We start from the raw sequence: 16,641 nt of genomic DNA on the forward strand, positions 1-16,641 counted from the left end.
AAAAGAAAAGAATTAGAGCTATCAATTGCTTATATTGTACAATATTGAAACTGTAATACCTATACTAGTATAGGTAAATTTTATTTTTATTTGCGGTTCTATGGAATTTAATTGCAGTTTTGTTTAAATTAATTGCGATTCTCAAATTTTAATTGCAATTTTACCAATTTTAATTGCGCTTTTTCAGATTTTAATTGCACCACACGATTTATTTGCAAAAATTCAACGTTTATTTGCACAGTCGGACCCATGTACTCAGCTCGTTACTTATGCGAGGCTCATCTCGCTTTTTCTAAATTGACAAATCCCTTTATAAAAGAAACAAACCCAGTTACTTTTTTAGTAACCGGGTTTGTTTTTCCATTATTTAAAGAATGAAAGAATCGCATCAAATAATGCAGAGAAGAAATCTTTAAGTTTTTGAATAAAAGATTGACCTTCTTTAGAATTTAGGTAATCTGAAATTTTATTTTTAGCTTTTGTTAATTGGTTTCCTACTTGATCCCAATTAATATTTAAATCTTTCATTTTTTCAAATAAAGACATCAAACTAGCCTTTTGATCTGCAGTTAGTGTAATACCAAGATCCTTTGCTAATCGATCAATTAATGATTTTAATTCATCGGTTGACATGTTTGGATTTTTAGCAAGCTCTTCTTTCACTTTAGTGACAAGTTGTACAGCTTTTTCATTACCTACTGAATCACCAAGTTGGGCAGTTTTAACCATTTCTTCATTTGCTACTTTTTTAACATCATCAGGTATAACTTTACCTGAACTCAGCTCATATGCTTTCATAATCCCAGTTAAAGCAGCAGTACCAGAGACTTCAAATGGAGCAGTAATTACAATATTTGCATCTTTTAATCCAGCCGTGATTAAAGCATTTGTATACATTGAGTTAGTAACCCATGAAATGTTATTTGATTGAACGACGATGCCTGTATTTTTTTCACCGATTGTAATCATAGCAGATGAAAGAGCTCGAGTACCGATTTGAGCACTAGGTACAGTACCATCTAAATATTTATGTTCCTCTTGATTCGAAACAGTCACAATTCTAGCATCAGATGGCGCACCCATTTCAGCTAATAATGCTTTCTTTTGCGTTTCAGACAGATTTTGTCCAAGAGTAACAATCGTATCACCAGGAACAGAATCAGCAAATACCGATAAAGGCATAGCTATTAATCCCATTGAGATGGTGAACGCTAATAACTTTCGTTTTAACAAAGAGACACTCCCTTTACAATAATCCAAATTTTACATCTTACAACACTATTATAGTACTTTTAGAAAACTTGTCATTACTTTTTGTTTTTTGTATGATTATATCAGCGTTACTAGTTTATTCAGTAATGAAAAATATAGGACAATTAAGTCTTATGAAATTGTACATACATAAGGAGGATTTTTATTATGAAAAAAGCAAGTATAACATTTGAAAATGGTGAACAAATCTTAATCGAATTATTCCCAGAGCATGCACCAGGTACAGTTGAAAACTTTGAAAAATTAATCCGTGAAGGTTTCTACAATGGATTAACTTTCCACCGTGTAATTCCTGGATTTGTATCTCAAGGTGGAGATCCAAACGGTAACGGAACAGGTGGCCCAGGATACAAAATTAAATGTGAAACTGTTGGTAACCCATTAAAACACAAAGCTGGAGCTTTATCAATGGCACATGCTGGAAAAGATACTGGTGGTAGCCAATTCTTTATCGTTCACGAGCCACAACCACATTTAGATGGCGTACATACAGTTTTCGGTCAAGTAATCGAAGGTATGGATACAGTTTTAAGAATGCGTAATGGCGACGTTATGCAAGAAGTTAAGGTTTGGGACGAAGAATAGTCAAACCAATAAGAGGTCTTTCTAAATAGACTTCAAAAGAAGAAAACCACAAGGGAAAAATTTTCCTTGTGGTTTTTTAACATGTTCATATTTGGTTAAATGGTGAAATAATTGATAGCAGTTCGGACTAGTCTAAATTCGAAGACTTATTTGAAGTTTATTTGTATTATGTTTAGTTTTTATTGTTTCACATGGCTATTTTTATGTTATTTCTTCACTATTCTTGATTCTTATAATCTAATTCCACATGATTCCTCGTCTTATTTGCAGTTTTCTTATTTTTAATTGCAGATCTCCAAAATTTAATTGCACTAACTAATCTCACCATGATCTTCAATTAAAAACGCTGTTGATAATAATGCTGGTTGTAATATGCGTTTTGATAATAATTTTGGTTCTGCTGATTTGTAAATTCTTGCTGATTTTGAACTTGTCGATTACAGTTTTTTGGTGGTCCTATAAATACAGAAGGTTGTAAATTTGCTGTTGCAATTTTCCATTGGTTTTCATCAAGACAGTAAGTATGTGAGACAATATTTGAAGGTGTAAATTTCATTAAATCCGAGAATAAAATGACATCAGGGGAAGGTGCATTAAATATTGCTAATAAATGAGTATTGTCAACAGTTGCAATTTCATAATGCCACCAGCCTTGTGGTACGTTTGCAACCTGACCAGGGGCAATAGGGAAATTTAATAGTTGCTTTGTATAAGGATTTAAAATCGATACAACTGCGTTGCCAGAAATACAATATACTAATTCTGATGAATTTTGATGATAATGTGGCTCTACAACATTATTTACACTTAAATAGATATCCAATAAAGACAAATTATCCAAAGTATTCAAATCATTAACGCTTAATTGATTGATAAAATTTTGATTATCTTTCACAAAGGAATTGTTTTTATTTATATCAAAAGTAAATTGAATACTTGGCGATGTATAATCTAAATCCAACCTCATAATGATCACCCTTTTATATAACTCTAACTAAAATTTACTGTATTCAAATTTATCAAATTGGTGACAAAAGCCTATGAGATGGCATTGAAAGGAAAAATACTTAACTAGTACACTAAATTATTTAAAATTCTCTCCTGTACCATATATCCCGTTTTTCCTTCTTACTGGTTTTCTGACTTGACAGAAAAATGTGAGAATTATATATTTGAAATATTGATATATTTGGAACGAATTTTACTATTTACCGTACTATAGAGGGATAATCAATCATATATTTTGTATTGGTTTAGAAGCTAATTAGAGTTTTAATAATTTTTAAGAGGGGTTAACATGTTAATTAGGTATAAGAAAACATATGAGAAAATTGCAATGGGCCTGCTTTCGTTTATGCCGAATGAAAAGAATGTGAAGAGCTTAGTAAATACGATTAAAGATTATGAAACTAAAGATGATAATCATTTGTTCCTTTGGAAATTAGACGATATTGTTGGGATTATTGGAATACAAATACTACCAGATAAGGTTATTATGATTAAACATTTAAGTGTAAACCCTTCATTCCGAAATCAAGGTATTGCAACTTCACTTTACGATGCTATTAGATCTCAATATACAGACTATACAATCGTAACAACGCAAGAAGTAGCTTCATTTATTGAACATTGTCATGTTAGTTTGAAAGTATTATAGAAAAAGGTGCTCAATTTTTGGAGCACCTTTTCTTTACTGTAAAATGAAAGTGTCAAATAAATAAGTAAAACCATGTTGATTTCCACTACAGGGTGCTCGCTTTTTCGCGGGGCGAGCCTCCTCGGCAAGCCTGCGGGGTCACAGCCTTCCCGCATATCCCACAGGAGTCGAGCACCCTTCGTTCCAATCAACTTATTCAACTTTAGAAATTAATCTTAAATCCATAAAGAATAATCATTTCATTATAGAATTACCTTTTATTAATTAAAAAAACTACTACTAAATCAATACTACTTTGGAATATATATTTTATTTTATCCCTTGAAAAGAATGATATTTATAAATATTTTCATATATGTTTAGTTAGATTTGATGATTCATAAGGATTTATAAACAACAAAATCGAAATTAACAAACAACAAAAACTACACATTTGCAAAAAAGTTCAAACTTTTATGAATAAGATTCATCTAATGTTCGCAATATTGACTTCAATATATTTCGAAATACTAAAAAAGGTGCCCAATTATTTGAGCACCTTTTCCTTTTACGCTAAATATTTCTTCGTAATTCTAATTGCTTTAATCTTTCCGAAATGACATCTGTTCGATCTCTTGTAGAATGCTTATTAATTAAATCTTCCGTAAAAGACGAGTAATTTTCTTTTTGATTTTGGAATCTTTCAATCAATTCTTGATCATTTATTGGGAGATCGAAAGGGTGATATTCCGTTTCGTTTTGAAGGTTTAGCTGTAAATCTGATACGATTTGTTGGAAGCGTAATTGATCAATACCAGCCATTTCTAATAAATTAGAATCATTTGAAAAGGTAATGACGTGTCGAAATAATTTTTTAGCACCAGTAAAGTTTCTTCTTCTATAATGATATAACACTACTGATAATCTAATTAAACCTAACCATACCTTTTTATATTGATCATTTAATTCAAGTTTCCATTGTTCTTCAAGAATTTCATGACATTCAAAAAAATCTTGATCAAAATGAAAATGACATAAATATTTTATGTATCGCTCGTTTTTATTATAATGGACCAAGTTTTTCACCTCTTTATTACTAAAATTTTATCAGAAATGGAATTATTTAAAAAGAAGAAAGCCTAGAGCTAATGTCTAGACTTTCACGTTTTGTTTATTCACGGGGTTAAATTAACAGACGAAAGCACATCCAACGATGATTAATAAAATAAATAATACTACGATTAAAGCAAAGCCTCTGCCGTGGCCGAAACCGCCGAACTCTGGAGAAACAGCACCTTTACTCATGAAATAACCTCCTTACCAAAAAAATAATTCTTCTTGCACTGATATCTTATGAAAATTTTAAGAAAATGGTATAGGCGCAAAACTAAAAATTTAGGAACAAACTAACTTCATCAATGAAAAAACCTTTTCTAATTATATAGTTTTATGAAATAATACTTTATACTGTTATAGAGTATATTTTTATTTTAAAGTAAGTTGGTGAGTAGTTTGTGAAGCAATATGAAGTTAAAATTGATGCATTTGAAGGGCCATTAGATTTATTACTTCATTTAATTCAACGATTTGAAATTGATATTTATGATATACCTGTATCTGAAATAACAGATCAATATGTTTCATATATTCATACAATGAAAGAATTAGAATTGGATATTGCAAGTGAATATTTAGTGATGGCAGCTGAATTACTTGCGATGAAAAGTAAAAGTATTTTACCTAATCATGAGGAACAAGCTGATTGGGATGCAATACTTGAAGAAGACCCTAGAGAAGAATTAATGAATCGATTAATTATATATAAGCAATTTAAAGAAGCAGCGATCGTATTTCAGGAAAAAGAATCAGAACGTGCAATGATTTTTACTCGAAACCCAGTTGATTTGTCCGAATATGGACCTAGACCAGAAGATATTGTCATGCCGACTGATGTTACGATTTACGATATGTTTGGTGCACTTCAAAAGCTTTTTAAACGTAAAAAGCTGCAAGAACCACTTCAAACTAAAATTGTTCGGGAAGAAATATCGATCGAAAAAAGAATAGATGAAATTATTACCTACTTAAAAAGTATAAAAAAGAGAACTAATTTCATCAGTTTATTTCCATATAATGATAAAGAAAGTATTGTAGTTACTTTTTTAGCGATTTTGGAGTTAATGAAAACAAAAGACATTATAGTAGAACAGGAACAAAACTTTTCAGAAATTTTTCTTACATCACGAGAGGTTTTTGAAGATAAGCAAGCTGAGGTGTACTTGTAATGGAACAGGAAAAAAAATTGGTAGGAGTTCTAGAAGGACTTTTATTTGTAGCTGGCGATGAAGGAATATCGATTGTCGAGCTATCTGAGACTTTAGAATTAAGTCAAACCGAAGTTCTAGAACTAATCGAGAGCCTTAAAGAAGAGTATGAAAATCCTAACAGAGGCTTACAAATTAGAATTTTAGCAAACAGATATAAACTTACTTCAAAGAGGGAACATGGTGAGTTTTTCAAAAAATTAGTTGAAAGCCCATCGAACTCTTCGTTGTCACAAGCTGCATTAGAAACTTTAGCAATTGTTGCATACCAACAACCAATTACGAGGACAGAAATAGAAGATATTCGTGGAGTTAAGACTGAAAAACCAATTCAAACTCTTGTCTCGAAATATTTAATTAAAGAAGTTGGACGGGCTGAAGGTACTGGTCGTGCAATTTTATATGGTACTACTTCTGAGTTTTTAGATTATTTTGGTTTAAAAAACATTAAAGAATTACCTCCACTACCACAAGATTTAAAATTGGAAGAGGTTGAAGAAGAAGCAGATTTATTTTTTAGCAAATTTGAAAAACAAGATTAGTTAAAAAATTCTGCAAATCTTTCTGTATCCTATGTTAAACTAATACTATGGAAATCTTGGAGGGTGAAAGAATTGTTAATTTATAATTGTCTTGGGTATGAATTAGTAAAGGCTCAACCAAATACTTCGGAAGATTTTTTTAATCGTTCTGAAGTTGAATATGAATACAATGGTCAAAAAATTGTAACTTCTGTTTTATATGTTCGTTTTTTTGAAGAACAACTTTCTGAAGTAAGTGATTTAAAAACAACTAGATTATATGAAAATGGCGATCAGTCAGTAGATTTCCGTGATATAGTGGCACTTGCGCTAATTATTAAAAATCCTGATTATCTTGGAAGAAAGCGAATATATATTAATGAATTAGATCAATTTGTAAAAGAGCTACAAGGTGCTGATTTTGATAAATTAGCAGGATATGTGAGAAGTATTAAGCAAAATTCAAATAGAATTGAAATATCGATCTAATTTAACGGAGGGAAAAAAATGTCGAATAAGATGGTAGAGCATCAATTAAAAATTGTTGGAAATCAATTAGGGATTGTTGGTCTAGAGTGTAATTTGTTTTTAAATAAGAATTCTTTACCGTCATTTCAACATGAAAACCAAGCAGTGGATCTTAACTACTTAGAAAAAATACTTTCTTCATTACGTAGAATTACAGTATATTGTGAGGATGCTAAAGAAGTTTGTGAGAAAATTTTAAGTGGACAGTTCCATAAAGCAACAGCTGAAGATACTTTACATAAAATTTATCACAGATGTATCGCAGAATTCTTCTCTCCTAAAAACGATGCATGGTATGAAAATAGTCGTGCAGCATACACTGGTAATCAAGCAATTACATTCTATAAAGCTGTACCAGGTACAGTCCAAGACCTATTCTCTTCATTAGAAAAAGTTTTTCAACAAATGAGAGAAGAACTTGAGTATTATGAAACAGATTATTCAACAAAACTTATGCAACAATACAAACAGTAATTAGAAAATAGTTATATGTAAATAGTAAAGTTAAGAGAAAAAGACTAGAAAATTTCTAGTCTTTTTATTTTGTACAAAACTCCAAAAAAATTGGATATATCTAGTAATTTTTATCTAAGATACGTTACAATACAATAGAAATTTCTTTGTAAGAGAAGAGGATTAGTAATGAAACAAATGTATTCAATTGGACAAAGGACAATCAAAACAGCAATTGGAAGTGGTATATCCCTATTAATTGCAGAAGCTCTACATTTACAAAATTACAGTACTGCTGCTGTAGTTACACTATTAAGTATTCAAAATACAAAACGCAGATCATTTATTGTTGCAATTCAAAGATTTGTTGCATCAGTTATAGCCATGTTAATAGGATGGATGATGTTTGAATTTTTAAGCTATACGCCATTAACAGTTGTCATTTATTTTCTTTTAACGATCCCCTTGTTAGTCACATTGAAGTTACAAGAAGGGATCATTCCGAGCTCAGTTATCGTCTTACAAATTTATGTGAGTAGCGATAAATCAATCTCTTTCTTATTAAATCAAGTTGAAATTTTAGCAGTTGGGATTTTAATTGCATTAATTATGAATACATATATGCCAAGTATTGAGAAGAAGATGATTGAATCTCAAAAGAAAATCGAACAAAATTTTAAAATGTTACTGCTAGGTATTGCTTTAAAAATGAAGGGTAAGGATGAAGATTCACAAAATGATTTAATTGATGAAACTAAAATGCTTTTACATACGGCGAAAACTTTAGCTTATAGGCAAGTTGAAAATAGTTTTATAAAATCGAACTTATATTATATTAATTATTTTGAAATGAGAGAACGCCAATTTGAAATCATATCGAATCAAATCATTCCTTTATTAAAAAAGGTTGCGCTAAATTATCCGCATTCAAAAATTATCGCTGAATTTTTTGAGGACACAGGTGTTTACTTGAAAGAAAAATCTACGGGGATTGAATTATTAGGGGAATTCAGTCATATGATGAATGACTTTAGAAAGATGCCTTTACCTGAATCAAGGGATGAGTTTGAGACTAGAGCTAGTTTAATGATGATTGTTTATGAATTGGAAAAAGTAATTTCATTAAAAATGGAGTTTTACTCAGAAAATCAGACTATTTTAGAGAAGCTAAACTAATCACTTTATATTAGAAGATGTGAAATTAATATCCTTTATTACGCGAATTCTATTTATCGCGTGAAACACGTGAATACCGGTAATAGCTATAAATTTAATATCATACAATGGAAAGTAGAAGAGAAATTTATTTTCTCTGATGGAGGTGTATGATGTTAAATCAATCTGAACTCGTCACTTACTTTCAGGAGGTAGAAATCTGGTGTGCGAATGTATTACAGTTGCTGTCTGAAAGATTTGACCATATTCAAGAAAAAGAACTATTAGAATATAAAGTAAAGCTCTTGTTAAACAGAATGGGGACAAAAGGTCATTATGTAGATCAAAATTCCTTTTTGGATGAAATTAGTATGGATGTGGACGATATACAAGAACGATTAATTTCAATTTTAAATGAAGAGGAATATGATGATAGCTATGCGTATCGGGTAATAGAAGTCGAAGAGAGAGTAGGGATTGGTAAACATGAGCTTCCACCTTTACCATATCCATATAATGCACTCGAGCCATATATATCAAAAGAAATCATGATGCTGCATCATGATAAGCACCATAAAAGTTATGTAGATGGTTTAAATAAAGCTGAGATTGAATTAGAAAAGGCAAGAAAAAATAAGGCATACGATTTATTAAAGCATTGGGAAAGAGAGCTTGCATTTCATGGGTCGGGTCATTATTTGCATACTATATTTTGGAATAATTTAAGTAAATCAGGTGGAGGGCAGCCTCATGGAGCTCTTTTAAAACAAATTGAAGATGACTTCGGAAGCTATGAGGATTTTAAAGAGCATTTTACTCAAGCTGCTAAAAAAGTAGAAGGTGTCGGTTGGGCGATTTTAGTTTGGGTTCCAAGAGCGAATCGGTTGGAAATCCTTCAAACAGAAAAACATCAATTCTTTACCCAATGGGATACAATTCCATTGCTAGTTTTGGATGTTTGGGAGCACGCTTATTATTTACAGTATAAATTTGATAAAGACGCATATATTACAAATTTTTGGAACATAGTTAATTGGCCGGATGTAAATTATCGATATGATTATGCTAGTCAATTAAAATGGCAACCCTTTTATTAATTGGTGAAAAATGTAGGTGCTGGAATTGCTCAGGTTATAAATCTGAACAAGTTCAGCACTTTTTTTCTTAAAAAAAGTCATTTTTTTATAATGTAATTCGTAAACTTGTACTAATTAGGACTAACTGTGGAGTTGATGCGAAAGATGAAAAAATGGCTAGTAGTAGGAATCATTGGCTTATTTTTAATCGGGATTATGATTCCGACGAATAATGTTAAAGCATTTGGAGGAGTTAGTGCTAGAAATGCTGTTTTGATGGATCAAAAAACTGGACGAATCTTATATGGTAAAGCAATGCATGACTCTGAAAGAATCGCCAGCATTACAAAAATAATGACTGCAATACTTGCTGTAGAGTCTGGTAAAATGCAAAACACAATAACAATAAGTTCAAGAGCAGTACAAACAGAAGGATCATCCATTTATTTAAAACCTGGACAAAAAATTAAGCTGGAAGATTTAGTGTATGGTTTAATGCTTAGGTCTGGAAATGATGCGGCTAATGCAATTGCCGAGGCAGTAGGAGGTAGCATCGAAGGATTTGTTTATATGATGAACGAGAAAGCAAAAGAAATCGGAATGAGTAATACATATTTTAGCAATCCATCAGGACTAGATCAACAAGGTAAAGAGCATTACTCATCTGCTTATGATATGGCGTTATTAACGAGATACGCTATGGAAAATCCTAAATATGCAAAAATTGCAGGTACAAAAGTACACCGTGCCCCAAATACGGCAGAATCTTGGGATTATGTTTGGAAGAATAAAAACAAATTGCTTACTTTTATGTACAAGTATAGTACTGGAGGAAAAACTGGGTTTACTAAAAAAGCAAGAAGAACACTTGTTTCAACTGCTTCAAAAAATGGAATGGATTTAATTGTTGTAACACTAAACGATGGGCAAGATTGGCAAGATCATATGTCACTATTCGAGTATGGTTTCAGTAACTATCCTTTAACGAAAGTATTAAGTAAAGGTGGAATTAAAGAGGTCACAAATAAAAAATATAAGGGACATGTTTATATGAAAAATGACTTCTCTTATCCATTAGATAAAAAAGAGCGAGATCAAGTAAGAATCACAATTGAAATGCAAAAGCCGACTAAGAAAAAAATCGCTAATGATGCAATTGTTGGTAAAGCGATTATCGAATTAGAAGGTGAACAAATTGGATTTAGAAATATTTTTTATAGTGATAGTAAAGTCAAAGTATTTACGAAAGAAATAATCCAAAACGGGAAACAAGTTTTATTAAACTTAATGGGAGAGCACTCTGATGGTTAATATTATTTGGGTTGCTCTTACAATAATTGGTTTTATTTTTGCGATGATTAATGGCACTATGGACGAAGTAAATAAAGCTGTATTTGACGGAGGAAAGCAAGCAATTACCATTATTATTGGACTAGTTAGTGTTCTTGTTTTTTGGTTAGGTTTAATGCGAATAGCAGAAGAATCAGGATTATTAAAAATTCTTTCGAAATTATTTCAACCATTTCTAGCGTTCTTATTTCCGAGAATTCCTAAAGACCATCCAGCACTTGGTTATATTATGTCAAATATGGTCGCCAATTTATTCGGTTTAGGAAATGCTGCAACTCCACTAGGTATAAAGGCGATGGAACAACTAAAAGTATTAAATAGAAATAGTAATGAAGCAAGTGATGACATGATTACATTTTTAACGTTAAATACAAGTGCAATCACTTTAATTCCTACAACTGTCATAGGAGTTAGAATGTCCTATCATTCTTCAAATCCGACTGAAATAGTAGGTGTTACAATTCTTGCACAAGTCGTTTCATTCATTGGGGGACTCGCGGTTAATAGTTTTTTTGCAAGTAGGCGAAATCGAAAGGGGAGAAAATAAATGGGATATATGAATACGATCTCACTTTATATCATTCCATTTATTATCGCTGTCATTTTAATACATGGAACTTGGAAAAAGGTACCGACGTATGAATCTTTTGTAGAAGGTGGAAAAGAGGGTGTAACAATTGCTGTACAATTAATTCCATTTTTAGTAGGAATGCTAGTATCCATCTCGATCTTTAGAGCTTCAGGTGCTCTAGAGTTTTGTGTAGAACTTATGCGCCCCTTATTAAATTCACTAGGTATTCCTGCAGAAGTTTTTCCTCTGGCAATTATTCGACCTATTTCTGGTTCGGCTGCTTTAGGTATTACGTCGGATTTAATTAAAACATATGGACCGGATTCATTTATTGGAAGACTAGCATCAACTATGCAAGGTAGTACAGATACAACACTATATGTTCTAACGGTGTATTTTGGAGCGGTAGGTATTCGTAAAATGGGTGACGCATTAAAAGTAGGATTAATCGCAGATGCAATCAGTATTATTTTTTCAATCATTTTTGTAACAATGTTCTTTTCTTAACTAAAACCCATGTGATTTCAATGAGTTTGAGAATATTTTAATCATTTTATTTTAAAAAAAGTACTTTTATATTAGGTAAAAGTACTTTTTTGGGTAAAGAGTTAGTTATTTATGTATTGGTAAGATTTTTTATAAAAAGTTTAAACAGTTTTTTTGAACACGAATTGAGAAGATTTAATTTTTGTTTCAATGATTATTTTAATTTCTACTATTTTTAAAATTCTTCTACTCATTTCTACATGATTCTTGGCTATTATTGAAGCTTCTTGATTTTTATTTAAGATATGGGCTTTTGTGAGTACCTCCTCAAGAAGCTTATTCTAAAGTTTTTATAGATAAACTTTTTTAGATGAATAAGTTGATTGGAACGAAAGGGTGCTCGACTCCTATGGGATATGCAGGAAGGCTGAGACCCCGCAGGCTAGCCGAGGAGGCTAAAGAATCTCGCCCNNCTGTAGTGGAAATCAACATGATTTTACTTATTTAATTGACAACTTCTTTTTTCAACTGCGTGAAAAAAGTACTTTTATTTTAGGATAAAAGTACTTTTTTATTGCGCATTTAAAATTAATATCTTATAATACCAATAAGAATAGTTGGTATTAAGACAACATTCAATTTTACCCATGTTGCATATAATGGATTGGAAGAAACTAACCTTTTTGTGACATAAAGGAGTTTGAAATTATGAAAGTTGTAAAGTCAGTACACGAGCTGATCGGATCAACACCATTGCTTGAAATTACAACATTCCCTTTACCAAAAGGAACAAGACTATTTGCAAAGCTAGAATTCTGTAACCCAGGTGGAAGTGTAAAAGATCGACTTGGAATGGAATTATTAGAAAGTGCACTTAATGAAGGTAAATTAGAAAAAGGTGGTACAGTAATTGAACCAACCGCCGGAAATACAGGAATTGGTTTAGCTCTAGCAGCTATAAAATATGGCGTAAATGTGATATTTGTTGTTCCTGAAAAATTCAGTATTGAAAAACAAACATTGATGAAAGCACTTGGAGCAAAAATTGTGAACACACCTACAGAAGATGGAATGACAGGTGCAATTAAAAAAGCAAATGAGCTATCAAAAGAAATACCGAATTCATTTGTACCTTCACAATTTAGTAATGAAGCAAATCCAAGAACCTATTACAAAACATTAGGTCCAGAGTTAGTTGACCAACTCGATGGAAAAATAGATGTATTTGTTGCTGGAGCTGGTAGTGGAGGAACATTTACTGGAACAGCTCAGTATTTAAAAGATAAATTACAAAATGTAAAAACAGTTATTGTCGAACCAGAAGGGTCAATCATAAATGGTGGAAAACCAGGTTCGCATGATACTGAAGGAATTGGAATGGAATTCATTCCTGCCTTTGTAGATACAAACTTATTTGATGCTATTCATACAGTACTTGATTCAGACGCATTTCGTTTAGTAAAAGAACTAGCAACAAAAGAAGGACTTTTAGTTGGAAGTTCCTCAGGAGCTGCGTTATATGCAAGTTTATTAGAAGCAAAAAAAGCAAAACCAGGGAGTACAATCGTAACGATTTTCCCAGATAGTAGTGAAAGATACTTAAGTAAAAACATATATAGTGAGGGATAAAAGATGAAGAAAAAGACGGCGTTAATACACGGGGGAATTAGTAGAGATGAAACAACTGGTGCGGTTAGTGTTCCAATTTATCAAACTAGTACGTATAAACAAGATGCTGTTGGCAAACATAGGGGCTTTGAATATTCCAGAACAGGCAATCCGACACGACATGCTCTTGAAGAGTTAATGAAAGATATTGAACACGGTGTTGCAGGATTTGCATTTGCATCTGGTATGGCAGCTATTCATACTGTGTTTAGTTTATTCAAGACTGGTGACCATATCGTAGTCGGCGATGATGTTTATGGTGGTACTTACCGATTACTTACAAGAGTATTATCAAATTTAGGTATTACAGCTACATTTGTTGATACAAGTAATATTACTTTAGTTGAAAATGTTATTTCACCAAATACAAAAGCAATTTTTATTGAGTCACCTAGTAATCCATTATTAAAAATTACTGATATTAAAGCAATTGCAAAACTTGCAAATGAGTATGACTTATTAACGGTTGTTGATAATACTTTTGCTACTCCATACTGGCAACAACCTCTTACACTAGGTGCTGATATTGTTGTTCATAGTGGAACTAAGTACCTTGGAGGACATAGTGACGTAGTAGCTGGAATTGTTGTAACGAATAAAGATGAGTTAGCTGAAGAATTAGCGTTTTATCAAAACTCGATTGGTGGAGTTTTAGGACCAAACGACAGCTGGTTATTACAACGTGGTATTAAAACACTTGGAATCAGAATGGAAGAGCATGAAAGAAATACACATGAAATTGTGACGTTTTTATCGAATCATCCAAATGTAAATAAAGTTTTCTATCCTGGATTATCGACGCATCCAAATCATGAATTAGCAAAACAACAAAGCAGTGGATTTGGTGGCATGTTATCTTTTGAATTAAAAGAAGGATTAGATCCAGAAGAATTTGTAGGAAAATTAAAGTGGTTTACATTAGCTGAAAGTTTAGGAGCAGTTGAAAGTCTTGTCGGTATCCCTTCAAAAATGACGCATGCTTCAATACCGAGGGAAAAACGAATTGCATCAGGAATTTCTGATGAATTAATTCGATTATCAGTTGGTCTAGAAGATTTAGAAGATTTAATTGAAGACCTAGAACAAGCATTAATATTTCAAACATCAAAGGTGAGATAAATGGGTAGAGAGTTTTTAGATGTATTTACTGGTTGGGCAGAAAGTTACGATTCATTTGTTCAAGGCCATGACCCAGAATATAAAGAAGCATTTCGACGTTATGATGAAATACTGAATGAAATTGTTAATAGAAGTGGAAACAGCGTCCTTGAATTTGGTATTGGTACAGGGAATTTAACAAAGTTACTTCTTGATAAAGGAAAAACTGTATTTCCAATCGAACCATCTCCTGAGATGAGAATTATTGCCTCAAAGAAATTAGGAGAAAATATTACGATTCATGACGGAGATTTAATTGATTTTCCAAAACCACAAGCCGGGATCGATACAATTGTAAGCTCATACGTTTTTCATCATCTTACTGATCAAGAAAAATATGAAGCTATTAAAATATATAGCTCATTATTGAACTCGAATGGGAAAATCGTATTTGCGGATACAATGTTTTTAACAGAAAACGATTATAAGAATGAAATTGCAAATGCAGAAAATGCAAATTATATCAATCTAAGAGATGATTTAATTAGAGAATACTATCCATTAATTCCAGTTATTCGTTCACATTTTGAAAAAAATGGTTTTGATGTCAAATTCGAACAATATAATGATTTTGTATGGATCGTTGAAGCTACAAAAAAATAGAGAGATGTAATTTAGGAGGAAATAAAATATGCCATCAGTTGAAAGTTTTGAATTAGATCACACAAAAGTTGTTGCTCCTTACGTTAGACACTGTGGTACTCATGCAGTTGGTACAGACGGAGTCGTTACAAAATATGATATTCGTTTTTGCCAACCAAATAAACAAGCAATGAAGCCAGATACAATTCATACTTTAGAACATTTATTAGCATTGAACGTTCGTGAAGCAGTACCTGCGGGTGACCCTTTTAAAATAATTGATTTATCACCAATGGGATGCCAAACAGGATTTTATTTAATCATCGCTGGTACACCTTCAATTTCAGAAGTAATCACATTATTACGTAAAACAGCTGAACTTGGACTTCAAGTTGAAGAAGTACCCGCTGCAAATGAGCTTCAATGCGGCCAAGCAAAACTTCATGACCTTGAAGGCGCAAAAAAATGGTTAAAATATTGGAGCGAGCAAACAGACGAAACGTTGGAAAGTGTATTTGCTTAATAGTGAAAAACGTCATCTTATGGATGACGTTTTTTTTATTGTTGAATAAGGAAAATTGTAGAGTGTAAATAAAAAAGGTGAAACTGCAATTAAAAAGAGCAAATCTGCAAATATAAAGGTCGAAACTGCAAATAAAATTAAGTAAGTGCAAATAAAAAAACTGATACTGCAATTAAAAATGACGGAACAGCAAATAAAAAAGTCAAAACTGCAATTAAAATGTTGTTAATTGAAAATAAGACCACGAATTATTAATAATTTTGAGTGAAACGAACAAGAATCTCGAGGATTAATCTTAAATTGAGTTGAGAAATGAACAAATCAACATCTCGAAATGGAAATCAAGTTAATACAGGCGGTTCCTTATTCATTAAAATCTTTTTCTAACAGAGTGAAAAAAACGTCATCCGAATTAGATGGCGTTTTTGATTAACTAATTTATGTCGTTTATTTATTAATTGATCACAAGAAGTAATTTTTCTTTTGGAACGGTGAATTTGATTTCTCCAATATTTTCTTCAATATCTTCAATAGTTGGAATATCATCAAAGCTTTGAATTGAAATAGCATCATCTAAGCATAATAAAATATAAGGGAAGTTAGTTTCTGTAGAGTCATAGATTAATTTGTATGCTTTTGTAGGTTTATCGGAAGTGAAAAATACATCGCCTAATTTAAACGAACCAACTGAATTATATTTTACTGCTGGATTAAAAGAATAATTCATATAGTAAGCTCCTTTTGTCATTTTAC

General features: G+C 31.8%; 20 protein-coding genes. 15 read left to right on the forward strand and 5 right to left on the reverse strand.

Annotated features, from left to right (window positions below; translation table 11 throughout):
* Positions 1-363: 363 nt before the first annotated feature.
* Entirely contained in the window at positions 364-1,197 is an 834-nt protein-coding gene (locus COE53_RS15605) for a DUF1002 domain-containing protein (protein ID WP_069032241.1), read from the reverse strand.
* Between the two features lie 222 nt (positions 1,198-1,419).
* Between COE53_RS15605 and COE53_RS15610 the strand changes: the two genes are divergently transcribed.
* Positions 1,420-1,857 (forward strand): peptidylprolyl isomerase, encoded by a 438-nt coding sequence (locus tag COE53_RS15610; protein ID WP_069031815.1) that lies wholly within the window; start codon positions 1,420-1,422, stop codon positions 1,855-1,857.
* A gap of 337 nt (positions 1,858-2,194) precedes the next feature.
* Here COE53_RS15610 and COE53_RS15615 read toward each other — a convergent pair whose 3' ends face one another.
* Complete coding sequence (locus COE53_RS15615; protein WP_069031816.1) at positions 2,195-2,824, reverse strand: cupin domain-containing protein; 630 nt, start codon at positions 2,822-2,824, stop codon at positions 2,195-2,197.
* Between the two features lie 330 nt (positions 2,825-3,154).
* Between COE53_RS15615 and COE53_RS15620 the strand changes: the two genes are divergently transcribed.
* Positions 3,155-3,514 carry a GNAT family N-acetyltransferase gene (locus tag COE53_RS15620; RefSeq protein WP_069031817.1) on the forward strand — a complete coding sequence of 120 codons (360 nt, stop codon included), beginning with the start codon at positions 3,155-3,157 and terminating at the stop codon, positions 3,512-3,514.
* Positions 3,515-4,066: 552 nt separating this feature from the next.
* Here COE53_RS15620 and COE53_RS15625 read toward each other — a convergent pair.
* Both COE53_RS15625 and COE53_RS15630 read right to left on the reverse strand, forming a co-directional pair.
* Positions 4,067-4,570: a DUF309 domain-containing protein gene (locus COE53_RS15625; protein ID WP_069031818.1), complete on the reverse strand. Its 504-nt coding sequence runs from the start codon at positions 4,568-4,570 to the stop codon at positions 4,067-4,069.
* 111 nt (positions 4,571-4,681) lie between these two features.
* On the reverse strand, positions 4,682-4,798 hold the full coding sequence (locus COE53_RS15630) for a YjcZ family sporulation protein (protein WP_084006686.1): 117 nt from the start codon (positions 4,796-4,798) through the stop codon (positions 4,682-4,684).
* Between the two features lie 209 nt (positions 4,799-5,007).
* Here COE53_RS15630 and COE53_RS15635 point away from each other — a divergent pair, with 209 nt between their 5' ends.
* The 13 genes from COE53_RS15635 to COE53_RS15695 all read left to right on the forward strand — a co-directional run bounded on the left by COE53_RS15635 (position 5,008) and on the right by COE53_RS15695 (position 15,888).
* Complete coding sequence (locus tag COE53_RS15635) at positions 5,008-5,778, forward strand: segregation/condensation protein A (protein WP_069031819.1); 771 nt, start codon at positions 5,008-5,010, stop codon at positions 5,776-5,778.
* Positions 5,778-6,359 carry an SMC-Scp complex subunit ScpB gene (gene scpB, locus COE53_RS15640; protein WP_069031820.1) on the forward strand — a complete coding sequence of 194 codons (582 nt, stop codon included), beginning with the start codon at positions 5,778-5,780 and terminating at the stop codon, positions 6,357-6,359. Before COE53_RS15635 ends, scpB begins: the two co-directional genes overlap by 1 nt.
* Positions 6,360-6,431: 72 nt before the next feature.
* Positions 6,432-6,827, forward strand: a complete 396-nt coding sequence (locus COE53_RS15645) for a hypothetical protein (RefSeq protein WP_069031821.1) — start codon at positions 6,432-6,434, stop codon at positions 6,825-6,827.
* Positions 6,828-6,845: 18 nt separating this feature from the next.
* Positions 6,846-7,340 carry a DUF3907 family protein gene (locus COE53_RS15650; RefSeq protein WP_069031822.1) on the forward strand — a complete coding sequence of 165 codons (495 nt, stop codon included), beginning with the start codon at positions 6,846-6,848 and terminating at the stop codon, positions 7,338-7,340.
* Positions 7,341-7,508: 168 nt separating this feature from the next.
* Positions 7,509-8,495: an aromatic acid exporter family protein gene (locus COE53_RS15655; protein WP_084006687.1), complete on the forward strand. Its 987-nt coding sequence runs from the start codon at positions 7,509-7,511 to the stop codon at positions 8,493-8,495.
* Between the two features lie 152 nt (positions 8,496-8,647).
* On the forward strand, positions 8,648-9,571 hold the full coding sequence (locus COE53_RS15660) for a superoxide dismutase (RefSeq protein WP_069031823.1): 924 nt from the start codon (positions 8,648-8,650) through the stop codon (positions 9,569-9,571).
* Positions 9,572-9,715: 144 nt separating this feature from the next.
* Complete coding sequence (locus tag COE53_RS15665; RefSeq protein ID WP_420488136.1) at positions 9,716-10,861, forward strand: D-alanyl-D-alanine carboxypeptidase family protein; 1,146 nt, start codon at positions 9,716-9,718, stop codon at positions 10,859-10,861.
* Positions 10,854-11,447: a nucleoside recognition domain-containing protein gene (locus COE53_RS15670; RefSeq protein ID WP_069031825.1), complete on the forward strand. Its 594-nt coding sequence runs from the start codon at positions 10,854-10,856 to the stop codon at positions 11,445-11,447. The genes COE53_RS15665 and COE53_RS15670 overlap by 8 nt, the downstream gene beginning before the upstream one ends.
* Positions 11,448-11,978 carry a spore maturation protein gene (locus tag COE53_RS15675; protein ID WP_069031826.1) on the forward strand — a complete coding sequence of 177 codons (531 nt, stop codon included), beginning with the start codon at positions 11,448-11,450 and terminating at the stop codon, positions 11,976-11,978. It begins immediately after the preceding gene.
* Between the two features lie 687 nt (positions 11,979-12,665).
* Positions 12,666-13,586 (forward strand): PLP-dependent cysteine synthase family protein, encoded by a 921-nt coding sequence (locus COE53_RS15680; protein WP_069031827.1) that lies wholly within the window; start codon positions 12,666-12,668, stop codon positions 13,584-13,586.
* Between the two features lie 3 nt (positions 13,587-13,589).
* A complete protein-coding gene (locus COE53_RS15685; protein WP_069031828.1) occupies positions 13,590-14,744 on the forward strand; it encodes a bifunctional cystathionine gamma-lyase/homocysteine desulfhydrase in 1,155 nt (384 codons plus the stop codon).
* Positions 14,745-15,386: a class I SAM-dependent DNA methyltransferase gene (locus COE53_RS15690; protein ID WP_069031829.1), complete on the forward strand. Its 642-nt coding sequence runs from the start codon at positions 14,745-14,747 to the stop codon at positions 15,384-15,386.
* 28 nt (positions 15,387-15,414) lie between these two features.
* Entirely contained in the window at positions 15,415-15,888 is a 474-nt protein-coding gene (locus COE53_RS15695; protein ID WP_069031830.1) for an S-ribosylhomocysteine lyase, read from the forward strand.
* Between the two features lie 454 nt (positions 15,889-16,342).
* On the opposite strand, the gene COE53_RS15700 is transcribed toward COE53_RS15695, so the two are convergent.
* On the reverse strand, positions 16,343-16,615 hold the full coding sequence (locus COE53_RS15700) for a hypothetical protein (RefSeq protein ID WP_069031831.1): 273 nt from the start codon (positions 16,613-16,615) through the stop codon (positions 16,343-16,345).
* Between the last annotated feature and the right edge of the window lie 26 nt (positions 16,616-16,641).

The sequence above is a fragment of the Bacillus sp. AFS029533 genome (assembly GCF_002585125.1).
GTDB lineage: Bacteria > Bacillota > Bacilli > Bacillales > Bacillaceae_G > Gottfriedia > Gottfriedia luciferensis_B.